This window comes from Frigidibacter sp. MR17.14, assembly GCF_037095735.1.
GTDB lineage: Bacteria > Pseudomonadota > Alphaproteobacteria > Rhodobacterales > Rhodobacteraceae > Frigidibacter.
Map to the genome: position 1 here is coordinate 645269 of NZ_JBAWKD010000003.1, position 16324 is coordinate 661592.

The 16324-nt window shown below is 70.2% G+C and carries 16 protein-coding genes; 6 read left to right on the forward strand and 10 right to left on the reverse strand.

The features are described 5' to 3' along the window. The first annotated feature begins 572 nt into the window (after positions 1–572). Positions 573–1130: a TIGR00730 family Rossman fold protein gene (locus tag V8J36_RS11820; protein WP_336467480.1), complete on the forward strand. Its 558-nt coding sequence runs from the start codon at positions 573–575 to the stop codon at positions 1128–1130. 810 nt (positions 1131–1940) lie between these two features. Here V8J36_RS11820 and V8J36_RS11825 read toward each other — a convergent pair. From V8J36_RS11825 to V8J36_RS11855, 7 genes are all read right to left on the reverse strand, one after another. After that, positions 1941–2393, reverse strand: a complete 453-nt coding sequence (locus V8J36_RS11825) for a host attachment family protein (RefSeq protein ID WP_336467481.1) — start codon at positions 2391–2393, stop codon at positions 1941–1943. A 502-nt stretch (positions 2394–2895) separates the two neighbouring features. Beyond that, entirely contained in the window at positions 2896–3495 is a 600-nt protein-coding gene (locus V8J36_RS11830; RefSeq protein WP_336467482.1) for a superoxide dismutase, read from the reverse strand. Positions 3496–3606: 111 nt separating this feature from the next. Beyond that, a complete protein-coding gene (locus V8J36_RS11835; RefSeq protein ID WP_336467483.1) occupies positions 3607–4080 on the reverse strand; it encodes a sarcosine oxidase subunit gamma in 474 nt (157 codons plus the stop codon). Between the two features lie 70 nt (positions 4081–4150). After that, on the reverse strand, positions 4151–7132 hold the full coding sequence (locus V8J36_RS11840; RefSeq protein ID WP_336467484.1) for a sarcosine oxidase subunit alpha family protein: 2982 nt from the start codon (positions 7130–7132) through the stop codon (positions 4151–4153). Beyond that, positions 7129–7452, reverse strand: coding sequence for a sarcosine oxidase subunit delta (locus tag V8J36_RS11845; protein WP_336467485.1), 324 nt, complete (start codon positions 7450–7452; stop codon positions 7129–7131). The genes V8J36_RS11840 and V8J36_RS11845 overlap by 4 nt, the downstream gene beginning before the upstream one ends. Before the next feature lie 48 nt (positions 7453–7500). Further along, positions 7501–7644, reverse strand: coding sequence for a hypothetical protein (locus V8J36_RS11850; RefSeq protein ID WP_336467486.1), 144 nt, complete (start codon positions 7642–7644; stop codon positions 7501–7503). Positions 7645–7753: 109 nt separating this feature from the next. Continuing rightward, a complete protein-coding gene (locus tag V8J36_RS11855) occupies positions 7754–9001 on the reverse strand; it encodes a sarcosine oxidase subunit beta family protein (protein WP_336467487.1) in 1248 nt (415 codons plus the stop codon). A 256-nt stretch (positions 9002–9257) separates the two neighbouring features. On the opposite strand from V8J36_RS11855, the gene ccmI reads away from it, so the two are divergent. From ccmI to V8J36_RS11875, 4 genes are read left to right on the forward strand one after another with little or no spacing between them, the layout of a single operon-like run. Continuing rightward, positions 9258–10490, forward strand: a complete 1233-nt coding sequence (ccmI, locus tag V8J36_RS11860; protein WP_336467488.1) for a c-type cytochrome biogenesis protein CcmI — start codon at positions 9258–9260, stop codon at positions 10488–10490. After that, positions 10487–10960, forward strand: a complete 474-nt coding sequence (gene ruvX, locus V8J36_RS11865) for a Holliday junction resolvase RuvX (RefSeq protein ID WP_336467489.1) — start codon at positions 10487–10489, stop codon at positions 10958–10960. Before ccmI ends, ruvX begins: the two co-directional genes overlap by 4 nt. 13 nt (positions 10961–10973) lie before the next feature. Next, entirely contained in the window at positions 10974–11210 is a 237-nt protein-coding gene (locus V8J36_RS11870) for a DUF1289 domain-containing protein (protein WP_336467490.1), read from the forward strand. Continuing rightward, positions 11207–11680, forward strand: coding sequence for a GNAT family N-acetyltransferase (locus tag V8J36_RS11875; protein ID WP_336467491.1), 474 nt, complete (start codon positions 11207–11209; stop codon positions 11678–11680). The genes V8J36_RS11870 and V8J36_RS11875 overlap by 4 nt, the downstream gene beginning before the upstream one ends. 10 nt (positions 11681–11690) lie before the next feature. Here the strand turns inward: V8J36_RS11875 and V8J36_RS11880 are convergent, their stop codons facing one another. From V8J36_RS11880 to V8J36_RS11890, 3 genes are all read right to left on the reverse strand, one after another. Beyond that, entirely contained in the window at positions 11691–12836 is a 1146-nt protein-coding gene (locus V8J36_RS11880; RefSeq protein WP_336467492.1) for an acyltransferase family protein, read from the reverse strand. Positions 12837–12925: 89 nt separating this feature from the next. Next, positions 12926–13885, reverse strand: coding sequence for a tRNA dihydrouridine(20/20a) synthase DusA (gene dusA / locus V8J36_RS11885; RefSeq protein WP_442902484.1), 960 nt, complete (start codon positions 13883–13885; stop codon positions 12926–12928). 174 nt (positions 13886–14059) lie between these two features. Next, positions 14060–14971 carry a LysR substrate-binding domain-containing protein gene (locus V8J36_RS11890; RefSeq protein WP_336467494.1) on the reverse strand — a complete coding sequence of 304 codons (912 nt, stop codon included), beginning with the start codon at positions 14969–14971 and terminating at the stop codon, positions 14060–14062. A 92-nt stretch (positions 14972–15063) separates the two neighbouring features. Here V8J36_RS11890 and V8J36_RS11895 point away from each other — a divergent pair, with 92 nt between their 5' ends. After that, positions 15064–16308: an MFS transporter gene (locus tag V8J36_RS11895; RefSeq protein WP_336467495.1), complete on the forward strand. Its 1245-nt coding sequence runs from the start codon at positions 15064–15066 to the stop codon at positions 16306–16308. The last annotated feature ends 16 nt before the right edge of the window (positions 16309–16324 follow it).

Sequence of the window (16324 nt, forward strand, 5' to 3'; positions counted from 1 at the left end):
CGGTGCTGCCGCGACCTCCTGCGCGGCCGGGGGCCGGGCAGGCTCTGACGTCGCCGCTGCAGTCGCCGCGGGCTCGGGCGCAGGCGCAGCGGCGGGCGCCGGGGTGGCCGGCGGAGCAGAGGCAGACGACGTGGCAGACGGGGTAACTGCGGCCGAGGGGCCGGACGCCGCCGTACCGGGCTCTCCCTCAAACCCTCCGTCCCGATGCCCGACGGGGCCGAGCCCGAACCACAGCAGCGCCAGCCCGGCCACACAGCCAAGCGCAACACCCGCCCCCACGCGCCAGCCGGCACCCGTTTCCTTCGCCATCGTCATCCCCGTTCGGCCCAGTCCGGCCCCGTTCGACCGTGGCATCCCCTGCCCGGCCATCGTCCCCGTCACACCACCGGCCCCGATCCGGACCCCTTCCGGGTCCCCTCCGCCCCGCGCCCCCGCGCGCCGCGGCACCGGACCGGTCCGGCACATCCCCATCACGGCTCTGCGGCCGCTTGAGGCAGGTTAGCAACCCCGGTATCACCGGTCAAAAGCCGCGCGACGCCATGGCGCACCGCACGCAAGAAGAGGGGCGAAAGATGCCAAAATACACCCATTCCGTCTGCGTTTTCTGCGGCTCGCGCCCCGGCACCGACCCGGCCCATGTCGAAACCGCCCGCGCGACCGGCCAGATGCTGGCGCGGCGCGGCTGGCGGCTGGTCTATGGCGCGGGCGATGTCGGGCTGATGGGCGAGGTGGCGCGCGCCACCCAGGCCGCCGCGGGCGAGACCTTCGGGGTGATCCCGGTCCATCTGTTGGGGATGGAGGTCGGCAAGCGCGACCTCTCGACCTTCGTCGTCACCGAGACGATGCACGAGCGCAAGAAGGTCATGTACATGAACTCGGACGCCTTCGTGGTGCTGCCGGGCGGCGCCGGCACGCTGGACGAGCTGTTCGAGATCGTCACCTGGCGCCAGATCGGCCTGCATGAAAAGCCGGTCTACCTGGTGAACGTCAACGGTTACTGGGACCCGCTGCTGGCGATGCTAGAGGCGGTGGTGTCGGGCGGCTTCGCCGCGCCCTCGCTGAAGGACTTCGTCACGCCGGTCGCCGATGCCTCGGCCCTCGAGGCCGCGCTGGCCGCGCATCTGGGCTGAGCCGCCACAAGGGCGAGGGCCCGCCCGGACGAGCCGCTCAGGATCGTCCGCCGGTGGCAGATGGACCTGCACGAGACGCCGGTTTTCCTCGTCAAGGTGGACGGCTGCCGGGGCTCGCTGCTGGCGATGCCGGATGCGGTGGTGACGCCTGGACCCGCAACGCCCTCGCTAAAGGGTTTTCGCCGCTCCGATCGCAGACGCCCCGGCTCGCCAGGCAGTGTTGAAAACGCATCTGGACTGAGGCGAACTCAGAATAGTTTCGCGACGCTGCCATGCCGGACAAGGTATACGGGCTCGTCAGCCGGCGACATGTCGGCCTGCATGAAAATCCGCCGCCCAGTCAGAGTCCAAACCTGCTACGGCTCACTGCGTACAAAGCCGGATGACGTCACCGCACTCAGCGTCGCTCTCGCCGCGCTGAAGGGCCTCGTCACCCCTTGAGCAGATCCCGCGACCCGCATGGACACGAAAGGGCCCGGCTAGCGACGCCAGCATGCCGGACGAAAGGCCCAGCATCTTCCCCTGATGCCGGAGGGCCCGAGTGAAAACCCGGTCAGGCTCGGCGGCGCCAGAAGCCGGCAGGGCACGCGGCTGGCGATGCCCGACGCGCCACCGATCGGCTGTTCAGCCGCGCGCTCGCCAGGCGTCTTCGCCACCCCGGCCGCCGATGCCGACGCCCCCGAGCCCGCTATGGCCGCGTCTCTCGGATGAGCGCGCGGCGGAAAACAGCGCAAAGGGTCCGCCGCGCAGATGGTGGCCGGGGGGCGCCACGGGGTCGCGGAGACCCCGGGCGCCCTGCCCGGCCACCCTTCAGGCCGCCTCGAGCTCGGCCGCGACGATCTTCGCGATCTGCGGCAGCGGATGCCCGGTCAGGGTCTTGGCGCATTCCGCCGCCAGCGCCCGGCCCGTCGCTGCGCCAAGATGCGGCCGCATCGCGCCAAGGATCGGTGCCGGGGCGGCGATCACCAGCCGCGCAGAGCCGCGCCCGGCCACCTCGACCTCGATCACACCGGCCAGATCCGCGGCAAAGGCCTCGCCAGCGAGACGCGCATAATCCGCCTGCTCCAGCGCCGAGCGCTGGCCGGGCCCCTTGTCGGCCATCCGCCCGGGCCGGTCGGTCGCCCCCGCCAGCGCCTCGGGCGGCACCGCGTGGCGCGAGACCACCGAAAGCTCGGGCGCGTCGGGCGTTCCGGCGTTCTCGAGGATCAGTGCCTTCTCGCCATCGGCGACGAGGATGAGGGTGCCCTTGGCCATGCGTGCCATTGCCGTCTCCTGTATCGTTGCTGTGCGGGGAAAACGTCCGCATCCGGGGCGCGTTCCGCCCGGCGCCGGGCCGTCGTGGGCACCGGCGGCGCCCCGCCCAGCCGCGACACCGGCGCAGGAGCAAAGCCGCCCCCGCGCTGATGGGGCGCAGGCGGGGGGCTTGCAGACCGGGATCGCGATGACTTCAACACCCCCCGCAACAGACGGCGCCCCCCGCGGCGACAGATCCGGCGCGGCGCCCGTCGAAACCGCGGCTGACGCTGGTCCTGCTCTTCGCGGTCCATCCGGTGATCACCGCCCTGCTCTAGCTGCCCGCGCCGCTGACGCAGCGCTGGCAGGTCTGGCACCGCACGCCGGTAATGGTCGGTGGCATCGTCTTTCGGGGGCGATCGTCTTCGGGGTCAGCTCGCCGGTGATGCGGATCTTCGGTTGGCACATCCTGCGGAGCTATGGAAAAGGCCCGGCGCGGCGGCCGGGCCCTTCCCTGATCGTGCCGGGTCGCTCAGAGGCGGCCGGCGACGTTTTCCCAGTTCACCAGCTTCTCGAGGAAGTTGGTCAGGTAGGCCGGGCGCTTGTTGCGGAAGTCGATGTAGTACGAGTGTTCCCACACGTCGCAGCCCAGCAGCGCGGTCTGGCCGAAGCACAGCGGGTTCACGCCGTTCTCGGTCTTGGTGACCTTCAGCGCGCCGTCGGTGTCCTTCACCAGCCAGCACCAGCCCGAGCCGAACTGGCCCGCGCCCGCGGCGGCGAATTCTTCCTTGAACTTGTCGACCGAGCCGAAGGACTCGGTGATCGCCTTTTCAAGCTCGCCCGGCATCGCCTTGCCGCCCGGGCCCATCATCTCCCAGAACTGGTTGTGGTTCCAGTGCTGCGAGGCGTTGTTGAAGATGCCCGACTGCGCCACGGCGCCGGCCTTGTAGGTGCCTTTGACGATGTCTTCGAGCGACTTGCCTTCCCACTCGGTGCCGGCGATCAGCTTGTTGCCGTTGTCGACATAGGCCTTGTGGTGGATGTCGTGGTGGAACTCGAGCGTCTCCTTCGACATGCCGAGCGCGGCCAGCGCATCGTGGGCATAGGGGAGATCGGGAAGCGTGAAGGCCATGGGTTCGTCCTTTCGCAGGCTTGCGGAATTTGCCTGTGACATAGAAGCGCCTGACCCGCCGAGGTCAAGGGCGGAACACCGCCCCCGACCCTGTGCGGTACCGCGCGAAACCTAGATTTCGGCCCCGCTGCGGGCGGCATTGGCAAGGCAGCCGAAGACATAGGCGGCGACCGAGCGGAAGCAGATCACCGACCATTCCTCGGCGCCCGATTTCCAAGTCGCGGCAGCCACTTGCGCGAAGCGCGAACGGCGGACCTCGTCCTCGTCCATCGCCTCGAAATCGATGGGCGCGAGCTTGCGCAGCACGTCGGTCGCGGTCGGGCCGGTGACGGTGATCAGCGCACGCGCATCCGACACCTCGACGGCCAGATGGTGGCTGCCCGCCAGCGCCGCATCCAGTCCCGCGACCGCGGCCGGAGCCTCGGCATGGGGGACAAGGATCAGGAGTTCATCCGGCGACATCCACAGCACCGACTTGCCGCCGCCCGAGGTCGCCTTGCGTTGCGCCGGAAGCTCGAGCCCGGTCACCTCGCGCACCGCCGCCGCGGTGGCCGGGGACGCGAGGTCGCCGCGGAAGGTGATCATTCCGACCAGACCCTTGTCGGCAACGCTTGCGAAACCGGATGAGGTCTTGCCCTTAAGGGCGCTGATTGCCTCAAACATTCTGCTTCGCCCCTTCTTTGTCGAAGAACACCGGATCGCAGATCCGCGCCTTGATCGTCTTGCCGGCGGTGTCGGGGAATTCCAGCACCTCGCCCATCCGCTTCGTCCCGTGCTTCACCAGCGCCATCGCGATCCCCTTGCCCAGCGTCGGCGACCAGTAGGTCGAGGTGATGCGGCCTTGGGTGTTGCGCTGGCCATAGGCGTTGGTGCCCTCGGCCGGGAAATAGAGACCGTCGGGGATCACCGTTCCATCGAGCGTTTCCAGCCCCACGAGCTGCCAGCGGTCCGGGTCGGCCAGCGCCACGCGTTCCTGCGCGCGCTTGCCGAGGTAGTCTTCCTTCTTCTTCGAGATCGCCCAGCTGAGGCCAAGATCCTGCGGGATCACCGTGCCGTCGGACTCGTCGCCGATCATGATGAAGCCCTTCTCGGCGCGCAGCACGTGCAGGCATTCGGTGCCGTAGGGCATCACCCCGAACTCGGCCCCGTCCTTCATCAGCCGCTCCCAGAAGGCCGCACCCTGCGAGGCGGGAACCGCGATCTCGTAGGACAGCTCGCCCGAGAACGAGATCCGGTAGGCCCGCGCGTCGAAGCCGCCAAGCTTGCCCTCGGCCCAGGTCATGAAGGGCAGCGTCTCTTTCGAGACATCCATGCCGCCCAGCTTTTCCAGAAGCTTGCGCGCATTGGGGCCAACGACGGCGATCTGGGCATATTGCTCGGTCAGGTTGGCGGTGTAGACCTTCCAGTCCCACCACTCGCACTGCAGCCAGTCTTCCATCCAGGCATGGATGCGGTCCGCCCCGCCCGAGGTGGTGTGGCAGAGCCAGGTGTCTTCCGAGATCCGCGCCACGACGCCGTCATCGCTGAGGAAGCCGTTCTCGTTGCACATCAGCCCGTAGCGGCATTTGCCGACGCCGAGGTTCGACATCATGTTCGTGTAGAGCATGTCGAGGAATTTCCCCGCATCCGGCCCCTTCACGAGGATCTTGCCCAGCGTCGAGGCGTCGAGCAGCCCCAGCTTGTCGCGGGTGTTCCTCACCTCGCGGTTCACGGCGTCATGCACGGTCTCGCCGGGCTTGCGGTAGCAGAACGGGCGGCGCCAGAGGCCGACCGGCTCCCAATGGGCGCCGTTCGCGTCATGCCAGGCGTCGGGGGGCGTGCGGCGCAGCGGCTGGAAGATCTCGCCCCGCGCCTCGCCCGCGATCGCGCCGAAGGAGATCGGCGTGTAGGGCGGGCGGAAGGTGGTGGTGCCGGTGGCAGGGATCGGCTGGTGCAGCGCGTCGGACAGAACGGCCAGGCCGTTGATGTTCGAGAGTTTCCCCTGATCGGTCGCCATGCCGAGCGTGGTGTAGCGCTTGGTGTGCTCGACCGAGGTGTAGCCTTCGCGCGCCGCAAGCTGCACGTCAGAGACCTTCACGTCGTTCTGGTAGTCGAGCCACATCTTGGCGCGCATCGCGGGCGTGGCGCCGGCGGGCATCACCCAGGCAGCGAGCATCGGCGATTCCGCCGGGCCCGAGGCCGCGGGCGCCTCGCCCGTGCCGCCGCCGGCGGCATGGGCATCGTCCAGAACCTCGCGGATCGTCATCGCGCCCGAGGCGCAGCCGGCGGTCACTGCCAGCGGCTGGCCCTTGTCGCCCAGCGGCGGGCGCGCGGGATCGGGGCGGAACATCGCCTTTTCATCGTCCCAGTTGAGCTTGCCGCCACAATGCGACCACAGGTGCACGACCGGCGACCAGCCGCCCGACATGGCGACGCAATCGCAGGGGATCTCTTCCAGCACCGCGCCCTCGCCCGCCTGGGCGCAGACCGAAACGCGGGTCACGCGTTTCGACCCGTGGGTCTTGGCGATGGCGCGGCCTTCCAGCACGCGGATGCCCTTTTCGCGGACCAGCTGCGGCAGGGCGCCGTCCGCGCGCGGGCGGACGTCGATGACCGCGGCGACGATCAGGCCCGCCTCGAACAGCGCGAGCGCGGTGCGGTAGGCGTCATCGTTGTTGGTGACGACGACGGTGCGGTCGCCGGGGCTGACCGCGTAGTTCACGACATAGTCGCGCACCGCCGAGGCCAGCATCACGCCCGGAATGTCGTTGCCGTAGAAGGACATCGGCCGTTCGATCGCGCCGGTGGCGGTGATCACCTGCCCCGCCCGCATCCGCCACAGGCGGTGGCGCGGACGCCCGTCGCCGGGGGTGGTGTCGGCAAGGCGTTCGTAGACCAGCGCATAGCCGTGGTCGTACAGGCCCGAGACCATGGCGCGGGTCTTCAGGGTGACGTTCTCCATGCCCTTCAGCGTGGCCAGCGTCTGGTCGACCCAAGCCTGCGCGGGAAGGCCCGCGATCTCGCACCCGTCGACCGGGGCGCGACCGCCCCAGGCGCCGGTCTGCTCGACCAGCCAGACGCGCTTGCCGGCAGTGGCCGCCGCCAGCGCCGCGGTCAGACCCGCGACGCCGCCGCCCGCGACCAGCACGTCGCAGAAGCCGTAGGCCTGTTCATAGGTGTCGGCGTCGGGTTCCTTCGGCACCTTGCCGAGGCCCGCCGACTGGCGGATCACCGGCTCGTACACGTGCTTCCAGAAGGCGCGCGGGTGGATGAAGGTCTTGTAGTAGAAGCCCGCCGGCAGGAAGCGCGCGACCGAGTTGTTCACCACGCCCACGTCGAATTCGAGGCTGGGCCAGTGGTTCTGCGAGCCCGCGACGAGGCCGTCGAAGGTCTCGGTCGTGGTGGCGCGCTGGTTCGGCTCGAACCGCTTGCCCTCGCCCAGCCCCATCAGCGCGTTCGGCTCTTCGGCGCCAGAGCCGACGATGCCGCGCGGGCGGTGGTACTTGAACGAGCGGCCGACCAGCATCTGGTCGTTGGCCAGCAGCGAGGCGGCGAGCGTGTCGCCGCGGAAGCCCGTCATCTTCCGGCCGTTGAAGGTGAAGGAAACGGGGGCGGTGCGGTCGATCAGGCGGCCGCCACGGGTCAGACGGGTGCTCATTGCGCGGGTTCCCAGTTCGGGCGTTTGGCCTTGATCGCGGCGACGATCTCTTCGGTGGGGGCCGGGGTCTGGGCCTTGTAGGTCCCGAAGACCTCGAGCGTGGCGGTGCAGCGGGCCGCGAGGAACCACTTGCCGCAGCCATAGGCATGGCGCCAGCGCTCGAAATGCACGCCCTTGGGGTTGGCGCGGTTGAACATGTAGCCCTCGAACTCGGCATCGGTCGAGCCGGGGCCGAAGCGCTTCAGATGCGCCTCGCCGCCGGGGGCAAGCTCGGTCTCTTCGGCGCGCACGCCGCAATAGGGGCAGGTCAGCGTCAGCATGGGCAGGCTCCGGCGACGGGGACAGCGATCCGCGCCGGAGCGCGGGAGTCAGTCGGGAAGGTTGATCGTGATCTCGGGCTTGTCGGCCGCGGGCGCTTCGCCGCCCGACCAGACGAACCAGCCGATGGCCAGTACGGCGACGACGACGGCGCCGAGGATGAAAGCGAAGGCGTTCGAGGAACTGCGGTCCATGATGTCACGTCCTTATGCGTGTCGGTGGACACGGCAACGTGAGCCATCAGGGCGCGGTTCCCGAAACGGTCCGCCCTGATCGTTTCGGATATCGCGAGAAACCGGGCCATCAATGCGCCACCCCGGCCGCGACGCTTTCGTCGATGAAGCGGCCTTCGCGGAAGCGGTTGAGCCCGAATTCCGAGGCGAGCGCCCCGGGTTCGCCCTTGGCGACCAGCTCGGCCATCGCCCAGCCCGAGCCGGGGATCGCCTTGAAGCCGCCGGTGCCCCAGCCGCAGTTGACGTAGATGCCGCCCACCGGCGTCGTGGACAGGATCGGCGATCGGTCGCCGGTCATGTCGACGATCCCGCCCCATTGGCGCAGCATCTTCAGGCGGCTGATCATCGGGAAGGTCTCGATCAGCGCGCGGACGGTTTCTTCCACATGCTGCCACGAGCCGCGCTGGGTGTAGTTGTTGAAGCCGTCGGTGCCGCCGCCGATCACCATCTCGCCCTTGTCGGATTGCGACATGTAGCCGTGGACGGTGTTGGCCATCACGACCACGTCCATGCAGGGCTTTATCGGTTCGGACACCAGCGCCTGCAGGGCCAGCGATTCGATCGGCAGGCGGAAGCCCGCCATCTCGGCCAGCACCGAGGAATGCCCGGCGACGACGATGGAAAGCTTGTCGCAGTCGATCGGCCCGCGCGAGGTGTCGACGCCCTGGACCTTGCCGTTCGCGGTGCGGATGCCCGTCACCTCGGTCTGCTGGATGATGTCCATGCCCATGTCGGAGCAGGCGCGGGCATAGCCCCAGGCCACGGCGTCATGGCGCGCGGTGCCGCCGCGGGCCTGGTATTGGGCGCCCAGCACCGGATAGCGCGGCCCGTCGAGGTTGATGATCGGCACCAGTTCCTTGACGCGGGCGGGCTCGATCCATTCGGTCTCGATCCCCTGCAGCCGGTTCGCGGCCACGGTGCGCTTGTAGCCGCGAACCTCGTGATGGGTCTGCGCCAGCATCAGCAGGCCGCGGGGCGAGAACATGATGTTGTAGTTCAGGTCCTGGCTCAGCCCCTCGTAGAGCGAGCGCGCCTTTTCAAAGAGCGCGGCCGAGCTGTCCTGCAGGTAGTTCGAGCGGATGATCGTGGTGTTGCGCCCGGTGTTGCCACCGCCGAGCCAGCCCTTCTCGATGATCGCCACGTTGCGGATGCCGTGGTTCTTGCCGAGGTAATAGGCGGTGGCCAGCCCATGGCCGCCGGCACCGATCACGATGACGTCGTATTTGCGCTTGGGCTCGGGGCTCTTCCAGGCCTTTTCCCAGCCCTGGTGCCAGTTGAGCGCCTCGCGGGCGACGGCGAATACCGAATAGCGCTTCATCCCAGCAATCCCCGCATCGCATGACCCCTTCGTTCCACGGGACCCGAATCCTGACTGCGGCCCCGCTCTGTCGCTTTTTCGCGTTGTCTCGGTTTTGTCACAGGCTGGCAAACGTCGAAATAGGGACAAATGCGACATGCATATCTCCGCTTGCGCGCAATGCATGGCAAAGGCGCGCATCCGCCGCAGGCGCTCGCGCGGTTTTGGCTTCCGTCGCGGCCCCGGACTGCCTAAATGCGACCCCGACAGAGGGGGCATGATGGTGTTCTGGATCTTCTCGGGGCTGGTGGCCCTGCTGGTCGCGCTGGCGCTGGGACGCGCGCTTCTGCGCCCGTCCGCAGGGCCCTCGGGCGCTGCGGCCTTCGACCTGACCGTCTATCGCGGCCAGCTGGCCGAGGTCGAGCGCGACCTTGCCCGCGGCACGCTCGCCCCCGAGGACGCGGCCCGCGCCCGCACCGAGATCAGCCGCAAGATCCTCGAGGCCGACCGGCGGCTGGCGTCGGAAACCGCCGCCGCCCAGCCGCGGCGCGCGACGCAGGCGATGGCCGCGCTGGGCGCGGTGGCGCTGGCCGGGGCCTTCCTGCTTTACGGCTGGATCGGTGCGCCGGGCTATTCCGACCTGCCGATGCACGCCCGGTTCGAGATGGCGCAGCGGCTTTACGCCCAGCGCCTGCCGCAGGCCGAGGCCGAGGCGCAGGCCAAGGCCCAGACGCCCCCCGCCCCCGCCCCGCAGCCCGAGGTGGCCGAGCTGATGGATCGCCTGCGCGCGGTGCTGAAGGAGCGTCCCGACGACATCGAGGGGCTGACGCTTCTGGCCCGCAACGAGGGCGCGCTGGGCAATTTCGCCGCCGCTGCCGCGGCGCAGGCCCGGCTTGTCGCCGTGAAGGGCGACGCGGCCAGCGCGGAAGAGATCGCGATGCAGGCCGAGGCGATGATCCTTGCCGCCGGCGGGCTGGTCTCGCCCGAGGCCGAGACGGTGCTGCGCGCGGCGCTGGCCAAGGATCGCGACAACCAGACGGCGCGCTACTACATGGGCCTGATGATGGCCCAGAGCGGCCGGCCCGATCAGACCTTCCGGGTCTGGGCCGACCTGCTGGAGGAAGGCCCGGCCGATGCGCCCTGGGCCAAGCCGATCCGCGCGGCAATGCCGGAACTCGCCTGGGTCGCGGGCGAACCCGACTATCAGCTGCCCGCCGCGGGTTCCGCGCTGCCGGGCCCCAGCGCCGCGGATGTCGCGGCGACGCAGGACATGAGCCCCGAGGATCGCCAGCAGATGATCCGCGGCATGGTCGAGCAGCTGAACGACCGCCTTGCGCGGCAGGGCGGCAGCGGCGACGAATGGGCGCGGCTGATCGCGGCGCTGGGCGTGCTGGGCGAGACCGAGCGGGCGCGGGCGATCTTCACCGAGGCCGAGGACCATTTCGCGGCCTCTCCCGACGACCTTGCCAAGGTCACGGCGGCGGCACGTCAGGCAGGGGTAAGCCAATGATCTGCGCAACGATCGAAGAGTTCGCGGCCGCGCTGAAGCCGCACCGGGCGGTGGCGGGGCTCGACCTTGGCACAAAGACCATCGGGGTCGCGGTCTCGGACCGGATGCGCTCGGTCGCCTCGCCGCTGAGCACGATCCGGCGCGAGAAGTTCACGCTGGACGCGGCCGAACTGCTGACCATCGCCACCGACCGCGAGTTGTGCGGGCTGATCCTGGGCCTGCCGTTCAACATGGACGGCTCGGAAGGGCCGCGCTGCCAGTCGACCCGCGCCTTCGCCCGCAACCTCGAGAAGATTACCGACCTGCCAATCGGCTTCTGGGACGAACGGCTGTCGACCGTGGCGGCCGAAAGGGCGCTGCTCGAGGCGGATACGTCGCGCAAGCGTCGCGCCGAGGTGATCGACCATGTCGCGGCCGGGTATATCCTTCAGGGCGCGCTGGACCGCCTGGCGAATATCGCGCGCGGCTGATCGGAGGGGCAGGATGACGGACGAGGTCTGGAAGCGGGACGAGATCGCATCGCCTTGCGTGAAGATCTGCGTCATGCATCCCGAAGAGGGCCTGTGCCTGGGCTGCTGGCGGACGCTGGACGAGATCGCGCGCTGGGGCATGATGCCCGGCGCCGAGCGGGCCGCGCTGATCGACGCCCTGCCCGCCCGGGCCGAGCGGGTGAAGGCCCGCCGCCGTGGCGGCCGCGCGGCCCGGGTGCCGCGGCCATGACCGAGCCCCGGTCCCTTCCGTTGCGCCCCGCCCTGCCCGCCGATCTGCCCGCGATCGAGGCGCTGATCGCCGACAGCTACGGCCCCTGGGTCGCGCGGATCGGTGTGCGCCCCGGCCCGCTCGACGACGATTACGCGGCGCTGATCGCCGCGGGACGTATCCTGGTGCTGGACGAGGCCGGCGCGCTGCAGGCGCTGCTGGTGCTGGTGCCCGAGCCCGAGCCCGCGCCGGGGGCGATGCTGCTGGACAATCTGGCGGTGGCCCGCGCGGCGCAGGGGCGCGGTCTGGGCCGGGCGCTGGTGGCCGAGGCCGAGACCCGCGCCCGCGCGCTGCGCCTGCCGGTGCTGCGCCTGTACACCCACGCCCGGATGGAGAGCAATATCGCGCTCTATCAACGTCTTGGCTTCGCGATCACCGAACGGCGGATCGACAAGGGACTGGACCGCGTGTTCATGGCCAAGCCGCTCTGACCCGCTGGGGTCAGGGCAGCGCGGCCCCCGCGTCAGGGCTGGGCGCAGCGGTCCCGGGCGCCAAGGTCGCCGCCGTTTCCGTCCTCGCCGCCGCGGGCCGTGGCATGCGTCGCGCGATTAGACGCCGGATGGGCTGTTCGACGAGCGCATGCGAGGCCGCCGCCAGCAGAAGGGTGATCGCGGCGCAAAGCAGCCCGGTAAACGGACCGGTCAGCGCCTTGCCGGACAGATGCTCGAGGATGCCCGGCGCGATCTGGTGATACATGTAGATCCCGTAGGATATCCGCCCGACCCACACCAGCGGTCGCGCCTCGAGCAGGCGGCCGACGGGGCCGGGGCCGAAGCGGCGTGCGCAAAGGGCGATGACGGCCCCGTAGAGGCAGGCGCTGGCAAGCTTCCAAGGCTCGGCCGAGTAGAGCGCAAGGGGGGGCGGAAACTGCCATATCGCGGCCCAGCACGCGAGCAGCCCGGCGGCCACGACCAGGCGCGGCACCGCGCTGCGCAGGGCGACCGCGACGAGCGCGCCGATCCCGAGGAAATCGAGATAGGCCAGCGGCAGCACGTAAGCGCCGAAGGGACTCAGTCCCGCCAGGGACCATCCCAGGCGGAACGCGAGAGCCGCCGCGATCGTCAGGCAGATGGCAATCGGCAGGACGCGTCGGGGTACGAGGGCGATCATCCAGGGCCAGACCAGGTAGAACTGCTGCTCGACCGCGAGAGACCAGAGATGGGCGTTGCGGCCGCCCCAGTCTTCGAGGAGCAGCATCCTGAGGTTCGACAGGTAGAGTGCATCGGACGGCACCATCCAGCGCGCCTCCTCGCCGTCGAGAAAGGCGAAGGCCAGCAGGAAGACCAGCAGGCAAGGGTAGAGCCGCGCCATCCGCGCCAGCAGGAAGTGCCGCCACGCGGCCACCGGCGCTGCCTGCAGCCGCGTGTCGTCAAGAAGCAGGCCCGTTATCAGGAAGCCGCTGAGCACGAAGAAGAACCGGACCCCGACCGCCCCCCAGTAGAGCCCGCCGAGCCAGTACGGCTCGGGCAGGTAATGCGTGTAAAGCACCATCGCCACCGCGACCGCGCGCAGCATGTCGAACGCCGGGATGTACTGCGCGCCCGTCGCGATACGCTCTGCCGAATGCCGCTTGCCCATGTCCGCCATCACCGTCTGCTCGGCCCAAGGCTGGACAGGTGGCGAAGGCACTGTCGTGGAAAATTCACGGCAAAGCTGCGCAACTGGCCGCCCGGGCGTCACGCGGCGGCGCGCAGGACCTCGGCCTCGGCCGCGTCGAGCAGGGCGAGCGCGGTGGCGGTGTCGCGGGCCTGCGCGGCGCCCTCGGACAGGCGGCGCCGCCAGAGGCGCGCGCCGGGGCGGCCGTGGAACAGCCCCAGCATGTGCCGGCTGATCTGGTGCAGCCGCCCGCCCGCCGCGACATGCGCCGCGATGCGCGGGCGCATCCGCTCGAGCACCGCGTGCGGATCGGTGGCGGTTCCGGTGCCGAAGATCCGCGGGTCGGCCGCGCCGAGGATGTCCCAGGGCTGGTGATAGGCCGCGCGCCCGACCATCACCCCGTCGAGGCCGCGTTCCAGAAGCCCGGCCGCCTGATCCAGCGTCTCGATCCCGCCGTTGATCGAGACATGCAGGTCGGGGAAGGCCTGCTTCATCGCGACGACGAGATCGTAGTCGAGCGGCGGCACGGTGCGGTTCTCGTGCGGGCTCAGCCCCTGCAGCCAGGCCTTGCGGGCGTGGATGGTGACGCGGCGGATGCCGGCGGCGCGGATGGCGGTCAGAAAGGCGGGCAGCACCTCTTCGGGCTGCTGGTCGTCGACGCCGATCCGGCATTTCACGGTGATCTCGGTCGCGGGCGCGGCCTCGGCCATGGCGGTGACGCAGGCGGCGACCAGATCGGGCGTCTTCATCAGCACCGCGCCGAAGCAGCCCGACTGCACCCGGTCCGAGGGGCAGCCGCAGTTCAGGTTGATCTCGTCATAGCCCCAGCCGGCGGCGATGCGCGTGGCCTCGGCCAGCGTCGCCGGGTCGGAACCGCCGAGCTGCAGTGCGACGGGATGTTCCGAGGGATCGTAGTCCAGCAGCCGCGCGCGGGGGCCGTGGATGATCGACTGATCGACGACCATCTCGGTGTAGAGCAGCGCCTCGCGCGAGAGCAGGCGGTGGAAGAACCGGCACTCGCGATCGGTCCAGTCCATCATCGGCGCGACGGACAGGCGGGCCGCCTGATGCGCCGGCGTCTGGGAAGAGGGATGATCCACGTGGGCCTCGTCTGGCTGGGGGCCTTGTCTGGGGTCTGGTCCGGGTCAGGGTCCGGAGCCGGGAAGAAACCTTGCCGCGCTATACAGCAGGCGTCGCGGGAAAGCGAGACGGGGTCAGCCCTGCCCCGTCGCCGCCGCCCCCTCGGCCGGCGAGACGAGATCGAGGAAGGCCCGGGCCACCGGCGACAGCGGTCCGCGCTGCGTGGCCAGCGCGAGGTCGACCCGCACCGACGCCCCGGCAAGACGCTTGTAGACCACCGTCTCGATCGCCAGCTGGCGCATCGATTCCGGCACCAGCGCGAAGCCCATCTCGGCCGAGACCAGCGACAGGATCGAGGCGATCTGCGGCGCGATCTGGCCGGGGCGCGGCTCGAACCCGGCGGCGCGGCAGGCGGCCAGCGCGCTGTCGTGCAGGCTGATCCCCAGCTCGCGCGGGGTCAGGATCAGCGGCATCGCGGCCAGCGCCGCCAGCGCGATCTCGGACGCGCCGGGCGCGGGATCGTGGTCGCGCGGCAGCGCCACCAGCAGCGGCTCGTCCAGAAGCTTGCGGGTGCGGATCTCGGGCGGGTCGTCGGCGGCCGGGCGCAGCACCGCCACATCGACCTTGCCCGCCAGCAGATCGCGGCGCAGCAGCAACGAGTTGCTTTCGGTCAGCCGCAGCGTCACCTCGGGCCGCGCGCGGCGGAAGGTGCGGATCAGCCGCGGCACCGCGGGGTTCAGCGCCGCGGTCCCGGTGAAGCCGAGGCTGAGCGTGCCCAGTTCGCCCCGGTCGGCACGCCGTGCCGCCTCGACCGCCAGCCCCGCCTGCTGCGGCAGGTCCCGGACCTTCGCGAGAAACGCCCGCCCGGCCTCGGTCAGCTCTGCCCCGTGCGGCACGCGGTGAAAGAGCCGCGCGCCGATCTCGTCCTCGAGCGCGCGGATCTGCTGGCTGAGCGGTGGCTGCCCGATGCCCAGACCCTCGGCCGCACGGGTGAAGTTCCCGGCCTCGGCCAGGGCGAGGAAATAGCGGATGTGGCGCAGCTCCATATGCAGAACCTATGGCAATTGTGTTTATCATATATTGGACATATGAACGCCGCGGGTCTAGCTGTCGGATACCCTCCCAAGGACGTTTTCCGATGCCTGCCGACATGACCGTCTCGCTCTCTGCGCCGCTCTCCGTGCCGTCGCGGATCACCCGTGGCTCGCGCGCCTGGCGCTCGACCGGGCTTGCGCTGTTCCTCTCCGGATTTTCCAGCTTCGCGCTGATCTACTGCGTGCAGCCGCTGCTGCCGGCCTTCGCCACCGGCTTCGGGCTGACGCCCGCCGCCGCCTCGCTCGCGCTGTCGCTGACCACGGGCATGCTGGCGCTGTCGATCGTGGCGCTGGGGGCGCTCAGCCAGCAGCTGGGGCGCAAGGGGCTGATGACGGCCTCGATGCTGGCCGCGGCGGCGCTGAACCTTGGCGCGGCGCTGGTGCCGGGCTGGCAGGGGTTGCTCGCGATGCGCGCGCTGGAGGGCCTCGCGCTGGGCGGGGTGCCGGCGGTGGCGATGGCCTATCTGGCCGAAGAGGTCGCGCCGCGCGATCTGGGCAAGGCGATGGGCCTTTACATCTCGGGCACCGCCTTCGGCGCGATGATGGGCCGGGTCGGCATGGGACTGCTGCTGGACTGGACCGACTGGCGGATGGCGATGGCGGGCCTTGGCGGGGCCTGCCTGCTGGCGGCGCTGGGGTTCATCCTGCTGTTGCCGCCTTCGCGCCATTTCACCCGCGCCCGCGCCGCGGGCCCCGGCTTCCACCTGGCGGCATGGGGGCGGCACCTGCGCGACCGCCGGCTGCTGCGGCTTTACGCGCTGGGCTTCTGCCTGACGAGCATCTTCGTCACCGTCTTCAACTACGCGACCTTCCGGCTGAGCGCCGCGCCCTACGGGCTGAGCGCGACGCAGGTCAGCCTGATCTTCCTGGCCTTCGGCTTCGGGGTGGTGTCCTCGAACGTCGCCGGGGCGCTGTCGGACCGGATCGGGCGGCGGCCGCTGCTGGTGCTGGCCTTCGGGCTGGTGCTGGCCGGGCTGGCGCTGACGCTGCTGGCGCCGATCGTGGCGATCTTCGCCGGCGTCGCGCTGATCGCGACCGGGTTCTTCATCGGCCATTCGCTGGCCAGCAGCGCGGTGGGCGCGACCGCGGCCGAGACCAAGGGCCATGCCGCGGCGCTCTACCTGCTGTTCTACTACGCAGGTTCCAGCGTCGTGGGGTCGCTTGGCGGCTGGTTCTGGCAGCACCTCGGCTGGGACGGGGTCGCGGGGCTGGCCGCAGCCATGGCGCTGGCCGCGCTGGCGCTGTCGGCGGGCGTTCCGGGGCGCGCCGCCGCACGATCGGCCCCCTGACGCCCCCGTGACGCCC

What these genes read in the sequence shown, in the direction of transcription:
- ruvX (WP_336467489.1), top strand. Translation starts at nt 10,487, where the DNA reads ATGATCTGCGCAACGATCGAAGAGTTCGCGGCCGCGCTGAAGCCGCAC.
- V8J36_RS11845 (WP_336467485.1), bottom strand. Translation starts at nt 7,452, where the DNA reads ATGCTGACGCTGACCTGCCCCTATTGCGGCGTGCGCGCCGAAGAGACC.
- V8J36_RS11820 (WP_336467480.1), top strand. Translation starts at nt 573, where the DNA reads ATGCCAAAATACACCCATTCCGTCTGCGTTTTCTGCGGCTCGCGCCCC.
- ccmI (WP_336467488.1), top strand. Translation starts at nt 9,258, where the DNA reads ATGATGGTGTTCTGGATCTTCTCGGGGCTGGTGGCCCTGCTGGTCGCG.
- V8J36_RS11830 (WP_336467482.1), bottom strand. Translation starts at nt 3,495, where the DNA reads ATGGCCTTCACGCTTCCCGATCTCCCCTATGCCCACGATGCGCTGGCC.
- V8J36_RS11895 (WP_336467495.1), top strand. Translation starts at nt 15,064, where the DNA reads ATGCCTGCCGACATGACCGTCTCGCTCTCTGCGCCGCTCTCCGTGCCG.
- V8J36_RS11835 (WP_336467483.1), bottom strand. Translation starts at nt 4,080, where the DNA reads ATGATCACCTTCCGCGGCGACCTCGCGTCCCCGGCCACCGCGGCGGCG.
- V8J36_RS11850 (WP_336467486.1), bottom strand. Translation starts at nt 7,644, where the DNA reads ATGGACCGCAGTTCCTCGAACGCCTTCGCTTTCATCCTCGGCGCCGTC.
- V8J36_RS11880 (WP_336467492.1), bottom strand. Translation starts at nt 12,836, where the DNA reads ATGGCGGACATGGGCAAGCGGCATTCGGCAGAGCGTATCGCGACGGGC.
- V8J36_RS11890 (WP_336467494.1), bottom strand. Translation starts at nt 14,971, where the DNA reads ATGGAGCTGCGCCACATCCGCTATTTCCTCGCCCTGGCCGAGGCCGGG.
- V8J36_RS11840 (WP_336467484.1), bottom strand. Translation starts at nt 7,132, where the DNA reads ATGAGCACCCGTCTGACCCGTGGCGGCCGCCTGATCGACCGCACCGCC.
- V8J36_RS11875 (WP_336467491.1), top strand. Translation starts at nt 11,207, where the DNA reads ATGACCGAGCCCCGGTCCCTTCCGTTGCGCCCCGCCCTGCCCGCCGAT.
- dusA (WP_442902484.1), bottom strand. Translation starts at nt 13,885, where the DNA reads ATGATGGACTGGACCGATCGCGAGTGCCGGTTCTTCCACCGCCTGCTC.
- V8J36_RS11870 (WP_336467490.1), top strand. Translation starts at nt 10,974, where the DNA reads ATGACGGACGAGGTCTGGAAGCGGGACGAGATCGCATCGCCTTGCGTG.
- V8J36_RS11825 (WP_336467481.1), bottom strand. Translation starts at nt 2,393, where the DNA reads ATGGCACGCATGGCCAAGGGCACCCTCATCCTCGTCGCCGATGGCGAG.
- V8J36_RS11855 (WP_336467487.1), bottom strand. Translation starts at nt 9,001, where the DNA reads ATGAAGCGCTATTCGGTATTCGCCGTCGCCCGCGAGGCGCTCAACTGG.